Below are 9,649 nucleotides of genomic sequence, written 5' to 3' on the forward strand. Positions count from 1 at the left end.
TGGGCTTATTTAAGGAAAACAGTGATGATAAATATAGGCTCAATAAAATTTTACCTCTATAATGATAACTAAATGTAAATTATTATTTAAAAATCAAGGTCTAAATATGTTTGTTTTAAGTTCAACCTACTCGATATTGAAAAACGAAAATGACCAATTAAAAAAAGAAATTGAGAGTTTACGCAATAAAAATACATCGTTAATTAGTGAAAATACATCACTTATTGAAGAGCTTAACAATCCTAATAGTAATGAAGATCATAGTTTCACTCACTCTTTACTATCGAGCTCAATTAATAGTGTTAATCAAATTGATGAAATAAGACAAACCGTACTGGGCTCTTACACCAAAATTGATGAAGAAAACAAAGTAAGCGATAAAATTAATACCCTGCTCGAAAAATCAAATAGTTCACTCAATCATATTGTTAAAGAAATGGATTTAATGACAAACAAAATGGGTAGCATGACTGAAAACATTTCAGGCTTAGCCAGCATGGCAGGCACTATTAGTACGTTTGTTTCTACCATTAGTAAAATATCTGATCAAACCAATTTACTAGCACTAAATGCTGCTATTGAAGCTGCACGAGCTGGTGAAGCAGGTCGAGGCTTTAGCGTTGTAGCAGACGAAGTAAGAGTATTGGCCACAAATACAAATAAATCGGCGCAAGAAGTGGCCGACCTTGTAAAAGAAATAATCAATAAAACAGACGAAACAGTGGTCTCTGTAGAAGGTATTAAAGAAAATAGTTCGCACTTAAGTGATAATTTTGATGCACTCAATACCGATTACACTTCAATTATTGATTTTTGCAACAATATGAAAAACACAATATCTCAAGCAGCGACCTTGTCATTTATACAAACCGTTAAACTAGACCATGTTGTGTGGAAAGGTGACGTATATGCTGTTGCAAATGGCCAAAGTAATAAATCGATTAATGACTTTAGCGATCACACAATGTGCCGATTAGGTCAGTGGTATAGTTCAGAACAATCTGCTGAATTTAAACACACCAATGCGTTTAAACAATTAGAAAACCCACATAGTGAAGTGCATAAAAATGGTGTTGCGGCTCTGCGATCTATTCAAAATGGCGATAAAGAATCTGCAATTAATCATATTCATAAAATGGAAGCTGCCAGCGAACGCGTAATGCATTTACTCGATGAGATTAGTTAACCATAGCTAAACACTAACGAACAAGCTATTAAAATCATCTAAATTTTAATAGTTTGGCTCAAAAAGCCAGCCTTTAAATTTATCCTATTCTCTTTATCATCGCATACGCATTATTATTTAAAGCGCCCTGTTTAAAATTGTAATAAACGGTAAGAAACTGTGTGCTCTACGTAAAGCAATGTAAAGGGATCGCCAAAAAACAAATAGGTCAGTTAATGTTCAGTTTCAAGGGGTAATATTAAGTCTAGTTATGTAACAACATAAACGAGGCACACTATGAAACTTTCCTTTTTACTACCGGGCATAATTGCCATTAGCGCGCTTTCAAGCACCGCAATTGCAGCGCCCAACGAACGAGAAGCTCATAAAAATTATAAGCACGAAAACCCTAAACGCATTGAGTATAAGCGCGATGAACGCCGCCATGAAAAAAACCTACGAATAGAGCAAAAAAAAGAAAAGCGCCAAGACCGCAAAAAAGAAAAAAACAAACAAAAAAAGAAGCAAGACAAGCGTAAACACTTACGTTACGACAACCATAAATATAACTACCTAACTAATAGGTATAAACCACGCTATTACAAAGAAAATAAATATATAAGGCACTTACCTAGAAGAAGTACTTCTATCTGGTTTAATGGAATTTCGTTTAGTTTTAATGACGGTATTTATTACCGAAAAGCTAAGAAAGGTTACCATGCTGTAATGCCACCTCATGGGCTACGAATTAAAAAGCTTCCAAGGCATTATTCGCGTATTAATCACCACAATTCTACGTACTATACTTATCAAAACGTTTACTATATTGCTGATAGAGGTGGCTATAAAGTCGTCGAACGACCAATAATACAGCGCAACAAAGCAATTAAAATAGGCAACGCTTACGATTACAGTTTGGGACAAATTTATGATGAGCTACCAACCTCAGCTGAGCCCATTACTATAAACTCTCAGCAGTATTTTAAATACAATGACATTTATTTTTTACCACAAATAAGTGGTGATGAAATAAAGTATTTAGCAATAAGTTTGGGCTGAGTATTCTTTAGCTACTTAACCTGCCGCAGGTTAAGTAGCACCTTATTAATATTGATTTGCGTAACCCCCTTGTGCAATTTTGTTATGAAATACCCGCGATTAATAAATACACAGCGTTTATTTAGTGAACAATTTTGATTTTAGCTCCGTATCTATGTTTAATATTTGTAAATAAAGCATTTATGACCTAAACCTAAATAGAGGCTTTATAGAGGAGCTCCACTTATGCCTACAACAAAAACAATTGATAAAAATACCGAATTTGCCCGCTGTATAGAATGCAACAAAGTAGATACGTTCGCTGCTTTTCATTGGTTGGCACTTGCGTTTAAAGATATGACCAGCGCACCATTACTCACTGTGATTTATGGTCTAGTGTTTAGTATTATTCCTGCTGCTATTATTTACTCTGCATTTTTTGCACAAAGCGTATTTGTAATATTACCCGCCACCGTTGCGTTTGTATTAATTGGACCCGCTTTTGCAGCTGGCCTATACGACGTAGCATGGGAACTTGAAAAAGGTCACAAACCAACGTTAAAACATTCACTAAAATCAATGTTTAGAAATCCTGTTGGTGAATGGGGCTTTGCAATATTATTACTTGTAATAATGATAGCATGGATGCGCATTGCCGCTCTTGTTCACGCTTTGTACCCTAACTACGCTAACCCAACATTTGAAGAACTGTCAGCATTTTTAACGCTCGGGACAATTGCAGGTGGGGTTTTACTTGTGTCTGTTTTCTCTGTATCGGCTTTCACACCACAAATAATGATGGAAAGACGTGTGGACATAATGACAGCTATAGTTTCATCTATTAACGCCGTGAAAAATAACTTTGCGCCGATGGTTGTTTGGTCGATATGTATTTTTCTGCTGGTTGCGCTTGGGTTTGTAACTGGTGCTGTTGGGTTTATTGTAATTATGCCACTACTTAGCTACGCAAGCTGGCATGCATACATTGCAGTAATCAAAACTAAAAAAGCCAGAAAATACGAATAATAAACAAACTTTAACTTAACTTGTGCCACAATCTAGTTAATCTATCTTGTGGCACAAATCATACTTTTCCACCCTACTCTCCATTAAAGTATCTCGATTTCTTAAAAAGTTGTAATCAAACATCCTTACTTTAGTAGCTATACTTTTTAGTGCCTGATAAGGTTATTGTTATTTTATTAAACACAGTCACTTGAGGCACCTAATGGCAAACCAATTTAACGTTCTCGATACGCGGTTACAGTTATGTTGCGGAAATGGCGGGTATACTCGCGAGGGTTTTTGCTATGTACCGGATTCTGATCGCGGTAATCATAGTGTGTGTGCAGTTATGACCGAGGAATTTTTACAGTTTTCGAAGTCACAAGGTAATGACCTAATAACGCCCAATCCACTTTACGATTTTAAAGGCTTAAAAGCGGGTGATAAGTGGTGTTTATGCGCGATAAGGTGGCTTCATGCGCAACAAGCAAACCTTGCGCCGCCAGTATTACTGGAGGCCACAAATAAGATGTCGCTTGAAGTAATACCGCTTGAGTTATTAAAGGCACATGAATACACCCGTTAAAAATATTTTAGTTTAGTTTCAACAAATCTGTTTGGTCTGCAAATTTTACAAAAAAATGCAGACTTTTCATAACCACCTCATACTGTTAAAAAAACAAATCAAAAAAACAAAATGCAAACCATTGAATTTAAATAACTTTATTAAATTTAACTTCCGGCATATTGATTGCTTTATATAATTATCACGTATTTATTATGTAAAGGATCTACATAAAAATATTAAATAGTTAAGTAGGAGAAGTTATGAGTAACACAAATAAGCAAGCTAAATTTACTGCACCAGGTATGAGTAATGAATCAGCTGATAAAACTATCGCAGCCCTAGAAAACCGTATGGTTGCACTTATAGACCTTCAATTAACACTAAAACATATTCATTGGAATGTTGTTGGCCCTAATTTTATAGGTGTACATGAAATGCTAGACCCGCAGGTTGAAGCTGTGCGTGAAATGACAGATACAATAGCCGAGCGTATTGCCACTTTAGGCGGCGTACCAGTAGGTACACCTAAGTCAATTGTAGACCGTCGTACATGGAACGAATATTCACTAGGTAAAGGACTTGTTACCGAGCATTTAGGCGCGTTAGATAAGGTGTACAACGGCATTAATGCCGATCACCGTAAAGCCATCGAAACGGTATCAGATTTAGATCCAGTATCTGAAGATATGCTAGTAAGCCAACTTGCTGACCTTGAGCAGTTTCAATGGTTTGTAAGAGCACACATCGAGTCATCTACTGGTGAATTAACGCAATAATGCGTTTATTACGTAAATACCTCAGCCCAGCATTTTTGCTGGGCTTTTTGTTTAAATCATAAAACAAAATATCACTAAGATATTTGAACCGTGCAAGAACTTGCGGCATATGAATCGACCTACTAGTATCAGTAAATAGTTCTTATTATTGGTACAAATTGGCATGCTGAATTTTAAATACCCTAAACAATTTTGGTTTTTTTCTTTAATATTTTTATCAGCCTGTGGCTCAGGCAGCAGTAATATCAAAGTTCCGCAATCAAATACAAGTGTAAGTCTTACTCCAATTACACAAAACACTACCGAAGATAATTACAACATTATTATTTATGGCAATAGTCACAGCAGTCAGTTAGGGCGGATCATTGAGCATATAATCGAAAACCAATACCCAGATAAATCAGTTCATACAACCACCGTATCGGGACCTTTTTTAGATAATATTGTGAGTATTAGGGCAAATGTAGACAAGCTTAAAAACAACAACCTAAGCCATGCTATTTTTCAAGGCCAAAAATACTCTCAGTCTGGTTTAACAACGTACCCTACCGATGCCGCTGAGCATTTAATTTCATCAGCCAAGACACACAACATTACACCTATTTTATTCCCAGAACATCCACAAAGAGGCAACCCTGAAGAGGGCCTGCGTGTATACGACTTACACTTATCAATAAGCGCTAAACAACCTAGCTGCGTGGCTCCCATTGGCCTTGTTTGGAACAGGTTTTTAGTGTTAATGCCAAATGCAAAACTACATATGGATGATGGTAACCATGCCTCTTACGCAGGCAATGTATTAACAGCCATGACTTTTTCAGAAATAATTACTTCACAACCCGCCGACACCATGAAGTTTGACCCAACTATTAATTTATCTGAGCAAGAACAAGCTTTATTCGGTCAAGTAGTTACTGAGGTACTTGATTTACACCCTGCTTGTGGTGCGAGCTAATCTAAATTTATTTTTATGTTTAAAAATATTTTTTACTTTAATGAAAAATAAAATGTCAGGTTATTCTCATTGTTATCGACTAATAACATAACAATCAAAAGGAGAGTAACAATGAGTACATTAACAGTAAGCTCACTACATAATTTACCCGCTAGTAAAGCTAATAAATAGTTTCAAGACGGTTTTTCAATATTTAAACGCGCACCTGTAAAGCTTTTTTTATTTTTACTGCTTCCTTTAATTATTGAAGGTATTTTTCAAATACTACCCGCCCCTTATGGCATGCTAGCCTCTAAATGGGTCGCCACTTTTGTAGGCAGTAGCGCTGTAATAGTAATTCATCACTTGGCCACTCAAAAAGTATTTTCATTAAAGTCGATTTTTAAAGCTAAAAACTGGCTAAGTATGATTCCGCTTTCAGCAATTTTAGCATCTGCTTTTTTTATTCAGTTATTTGTAGCAAAGCTTTTACTAGGAAATGATGGCATCAATTTACTTTTGTTTTCGCAGCCTACTGAAGTGTCTCAATGGCAACTGGGTATTATTTTTGCGTCGATTATTCCTGTTACACTGCCAGTCAGCTTTGCAAGCTATTGTGTTTTACTAGGTGATAAAAATGTACTGCAAGCATTAAAAAGTAGCCTCAATGCTTTTTTCTATGCGTTTAAACCAATGTGTTTAATTGCGCTGATTTCTTTCTTAAGCCTATTATTAGCTCCTTACACTTTTTTATTAAGTGCAATTATTACGGGTCCTATACTCATGTGTATAAGCTATATTGCTTACAGCAATATATTCATAAAACACAAGGAAGCATAGTGAGTAAAAAGGATCATATTCATGAGGTACTACTGCAATACGCACCTTTAATGGCGCGTATTGCTGCAACACATGAAGCAGACCAAGCACTTAGAGAGGACCTACTGCAAGATATATCATTAGCTGTTTGGCATTCAGTAGAAAATTTTATAGGCGATTCAAGTATGAAGACCTTTATTGCCAAGGTCGCACACAACCGTGCCGTCGATCATGTTTTAAAAGAAACACGTCGCCAAGATCGTCATAATTTAAGCGACCCTTTACTTGACTTGGTTAGTACTGATTCTCACCAACACAGCGATAACACGTATGATTTAATGACAGCGATGAGACGGCTACCATTAAAATTTAGGCAAGTTATTTCTCTTCAATTAGAAGGTTTTAACCAAGCCGAAATAACACATACGCTAGGTATAAACGAAGCTAACGTCGCCAAGCGCGCTAGCCGCGCACTTGTGCAACTTCAAAAGCTAATGGAGCAATAATAATTATGGATCCACTATTAGAACAATGGCAAAAAGACTATAAAAATGCTACTCCAAAACTGGATACTGCCGCACTACTGAGCCAAATTACATCGGCAAGAAAAAAACAATCAATCAATCAAAGCATGGTTCGACTTAGTCGCAGGCACATTTGTTAGCTTATTTTGTATCTATGCATTAATTTTTGAAGCAACTAGTACTCCTGAGCAAGTGTTATACGCAATTTTAACTCCGTTACCAATTGGGTTTTCAATATGGGCATTTCTAAAACGTAAAAAGCTTATTAAATCCAATATCTTAGATTTTAATGCTTTGCTACTTTTTAAAAAGCAGCAGCTTATTAATCAAATAAACTATTGGCGTTTAAACCTTATAGGCTGTTCCATTTTGTGGGCTGCACTTTGCATCACAGCGGCCGTGAGCGTTTTAATGTACAACCACTCAACAATATGGCTTATACAACTAGGTATTGGGACTTTGGTACTCATATTAACGTTAACTCGTTATCTTTATTTAAAGTACCATCTTAAAGGTAAGCTCAATTATATTGATAATTTAGAGTAGCAAAATGTAGATCATTAACACTGTTATTAACCAAATACTAAAAAAGTCCGGCTTATAACTATTAATGAGTGCTAAGCAAGCTAGAGGGTTGATTTAAAAGCTATATTTAAAATTAGCAATGAATGTGAACTCAAAACCCCGTGAATAGTGTAAACAAAGCCATATTTATTAGCACTGTATTGCCTGTAATTATTCTTAGAAACTTTAATTATGTAAATGCAACAATAAACAACTGAAATATGGCATGCCAACATACAATTTCTTACGTGTTTATTTACTTTCAAGCATCAATAGCCAAAGTGTTGTAACTAGAAAACCAGTATTATTATTTTAGTCTTTGCTAATATTTCAGCCTTGAAATATATAAATTTATGTACCTAATAATTATAAAACAACATTGCATTTACATTGTTTTTTGTTTATAAATACACTCGGAATGGACTCTACAAATATTTATTTAGTTGAACTAAGTGTTAATAGTCTGTTTCTAAAATATTTTTGTAATTATTTAAACGGACATAAACACCTTATGCGCATAGTAAAAAGCAACATTAAAACGATTCTAATCTCTGCAATAATGGCATCTACATTAGCTGGATGTGCAACAACATCATCAAAAGTTGTTGAGACCCCTACCGTAGCAAGTTACAACACAACCTATACAGGTACTAAGAGTAAACTTGTAGTAGGTCAATTTGTTAATCGCTCGAGTTTTCAAAATGGTATTTTTTCGTCAGGCCAAGATCGTTTAGGTAACCAAGCCAAAACAACTTTAATGAGCCACTTACAACAAACTAACCGCTTTAGCGTGCTTGATCGCGATAATATGGCAACACTTACTGACGAAGCTAAATTAACAGGTACAAAACAAGTAATTAGCGGTGCTAAATTTGTGGTTACTGGCGATGTGACTGAATTTGGTCGTAAAGCAATCGGCGACCGTCAGCTTTTTGGTTTACTTGGTAAGGGTAAATCACAAATTGCTTACGCTAAAGTAACACTCAATATTGTTGATGTTACCACCTCAGAAGTGGTTTACTCAGTTCAAGGAGCAGGTGAATACAGCTTATCTGAACGTGAAGTTGTTGGGTTTGGTAGCACAGCTTCATACGATGCAACTCTTAATGGAAAAGTGCTCGACTTAGCAATCCGCGAAGTAGTAAATAAACTAGTTACTGGACTTGAATCTGGTCAATGGGGTGATAAGTAATGAAAAAATTAATAACCCTAGCATTAGTCTGTGCAGCGCTTACAGGATGTAACTCAACCAAAGAACCTATTTACTACTATGGTGAGTATAACACCGCAGTTTATGCTTACTTAAAAGCAGAAGATGTTACCCTTGAAGAACAAATTACTATGCTGGAGCAAGTTATTGCTGACGCAGCAAACAAAAGCAAAGCTATTGCACCTGGGCTTCACGCTCATTTAGGTATGCTTTACTTTGAAACAGGTAATGCTGCATTAGGTACAACTCACTTTGAAACTGAAAAGTCACTGTTTCCAGAATCAACCTCATATATCGACTTTCTATTAAAATCTGCGAAAGGTGCCTAATATGTTCAACTTAAAATCACTTACTGCTGCTGCACTTGTTGCATTACTTGCTGGCTGTGTTTCTCCTCCACCAGCCCATGACTATACTGCATTCAAAGAAGCTGACCCGCATTCAATTATTATCTTACCGCCACTTAATAACACACCTGAAGTCATCGCACCTTATAGCGTAATGACACAAATGGTTGCTCCAATTGCAGAATCTGGATTTTATGTTTTTCCGGTAGCTGTAGTTGAACAAACATTTAAAGGTAATGGTCTTACTGTTGCAAGCGACGTACACCAAGTTCCTGTAGATAAACTTCAAAGTATTTTTGGTGCCGATTCTGCACTTTACATAACCGTTGAAGAGTACGGTACAAGCTATGTTGTAATTTCTAGTGAAACGGCTGTTACTGTTTCTGCATCACTTGTTGATTTGCGTACTGGGGTGCAATTATGGCAAGGCAAAGCGCGTGCTTCATCAGCCGAGCAACAAAATAATAGCGGTGGCGGTTTAGTCGGCATGTTAGTTGTGGCTGCAATAAACCAAATTGCAGAAACCATTACAGACAAAGGGTTCGAGATCGCTGCAATTACATCAAATCGTTTATTATCATCAGATACATACAATGGTCTGCTATATGGCCCACGTTCTCCTAGCTATGGCCAGCCCGTACCAAGCGAGAAAAAGAAATAAATAAAGGTCAAAATAATAATAATAAAGAGCCAAATAAT

The 9,649-nt window shown here is 36.2% G+C and carries 11 protein-coding genes; all 11 read left to right on the forward strand.

All coding sequences use genetic code 11. The annotated features are described in order from the left end of the window. Window positions 1-106 precede the first annotated feature (106 nt). Window positions 107-1,186, forward strand: a complete 1,080-nt coding sequence (locus CWB62_RS02335) for a methyl-accepting chemotaxis protein (protein ID WP_138527812.1) — start codon at window positions 107-109, stop codon at window positions 1,184-1,186. Between the two features lie 276 nt (window positions 1,187-1,462). Next, on the forward strand, window positions 1,463-2,224 hold the full coding sequence (locus CWB62_RS02340; RefSeq protein ID WP_138527814.1) for a DUF6515 family protein: 762 nt from the start codon (window positions 1,463-1,465) through the stop codon (window positions 2,222-2,224). Between the two features lie 225 nt (window positions 2,225-2,449). Next, window positions 2,450-3,229 (forward strand): DUF2189 domain-containing protein, encoded by a 780-nt coding sequence (locus CWB62_RS02345; protein WP_058403133.1) that lies wholly within the window; start codon window positions 2,450-2,452, stop codon window positions 3,227-3,229. Window positions 3,230-3,431: 202 nt separating this feature from the next. Beyond that, window positions 3,432-3,794, forward strand: a complete 363-nt coding sequence (locus tag CWB62_RS02350; protein WP_058403134.1) for a DUF2237 family protein — start codon at window positions 3,432-3,434, stop codon at window positions 3,792-3,794. A gap of 242 nt (window positions 3,795-4,036) precedes the next feature. After that, window positions 4,037-4,552: a DNA starvation/stationary phase protection protein Dps gene (dps, locus tag CWB62_RS02355; RefSeq protein WP_058403135.1), complete on the forward strand. Its 516-nt coding sequence runs from the start codon at window positions 4,037-4,039 to the stop codon at window positions 4,550-4,552. A gap of 163 nt (window positions 4,553-4,715) precedes the next feature. Continuing rightward, window positions 4,716-5,507, forward strand: a complete 792-nt coding sequence (locus CWB62_RS02360) for a hypothetical protein (protein ID WP_058403327.1) — start codon at window positions 4,716-4,718, stop codon at window positions 5,505-5,507. A gap of 405 nt (window positions 5,508-5,912) precedes the next feature. Beyond that, a complete protein-coding gene (locus CWB62_RS18815) occupies window positions 5,913-6,326 on the forward strand; it encodes a hypothetical protein (protein ID WP_249310668.1) in 414 nt (137 codons plus the stop codon). Then, window positions 6,326-6,811 (forward strand): RNA polymerase sigma factor, encoded by a 486-nt coding sequence (locus tag CWB62_RS02370; RefSeq protein ID WP_058403137.1) that lies wholly within the window; start codon window positions 6,326-6,328, stop codon window positions 6,809-6,811. Before CWB62_RS18815 ends, CWB62_RS02370 begins: the two co-directional genes overlap by 1 nt. A gap of 1,093 nt (window positions 6,812-7,904) precedes the next feature. Then, complete coding sequence (locus CWB62_RS02380) at window positions 7,905-8,585, forward strand: CsgG/HfaB family protein (RefSeq protein ID WP_058403139.1); 681 nt, start codon at window positions 7,905-7,907, stop codon at window positions 8,583-8,585. Beyond that, window positions 8,585-8,932, forward strand: a complete 348-nt coding sequence (locus CWB62_RS02385; RefSeq protein WP_006791804.1) for a DUF4810 domain-containing protein — start codon at window positions 8,585-8,587, stop codon at window positions 8,930-8,932. The genes CWB62_RS02380 and CWB62_RS02385 overlap by 1 nt, the downstream gene beginning before the upstream one ends. A 1-nt stretch (window position 8,933) precedes the next feature. Further along, the gene (locus tag CWB62_RS02390) at window positions 8,934-9,611 is read left to right on the forward strand and encodes a DUF799 domain-containing protein (RefSeq protein WP_058550769.1); all 678 of its coding nucleotides are present in this window, start codon (window positions 8,934-8,936) and stop codon (window positions 9,609-9,611) included. The last annotated feature ends 38 nt before the right edge of the window (window positions 9,612-9,649 follow it).

The sequence above is a fragment of the Pseudoalteromonas sp. S408 genome (assembly GCF_005886645.1).
Taxonomy (GTDB): Bacteria; Pseudomonadota; Gammaproteobacteria; order Enterobacterales; family Alteromonadaceae; genus Pseudoalteromonas.

Excerpts from the sequence above, each read along its gene's own strand:
- CWB62_RS02335 (WP_138527812.1), top strand. The coding sequence starts at position 107 with ATGTTTGTTTTAAGTTCAACCTACTCGATATTGAAAAACGAAAATGAC.
- CWB62_RS02340 (WP_138527814.1), top strand. The coding sequence starts at position 1,463 with ATGAAACTTTCCTTTTTACTACCGGGCATAATTGCCATTAGCGCGCTT.
- CWB62_RS02345 (WP_058403133.1), top strand. The coding sequence starts at position 2,450 with ATGCCTACAACAAAAACAATTGATAAAAATACCGAATTTGCCCGCTGT.
- CWB62_RS02350 (WP_058403134.1), top strand. The coding sequence starts at position 3,432 with ATGGCAAACCAATTTAACGTTCTCGATACGCGGTTACAGTTATGTTGC.
- dps (WP_058403135.1), top strand. The coding sequence starts at position 4,037 with ATGAGTAACACAAATAAGCAAGCTAAATTTACTGCACCAGGTATGAGT.
- CWB62_RS02360 (WP_058403327.1), top strand. The coding sequence starts at position 4,716 with ATGCTGAATTTTAAATACCCTAAACAATTTTGGTTTTTTTCTTTAATA.
- CWB62_RS18815 (WP_249310668.1), top strand. The coding sequence starts at position 5,913 with ATGATTCCGCTTTCAGCAATTTTAGCATCTGCTTTTTTTATTCAGTTA.
- CWB62_RS02380 (WP_058403139.1), top strand. The coding sequence starts at position 7,905 with ATGCGCATAGTAAAAAGCAACATTAAAACGATTCTAATCTCTGCAATA.
- CWB62_RS02385 (WP_006791804.1), top strand. The coding sequence starts at position 8,585 with ATGAAAAAATTAATAACCCTAGCATTAGTCTGTGCAGCGCTTACAGGA.
- CWB62_RS02390 (WP_058550769.1), top strand. The coding sequence starts at position 8,934 with ATGTTCAACTTAAAATCACTTACTGCTGCTGCACTTGTTGCATTACTT.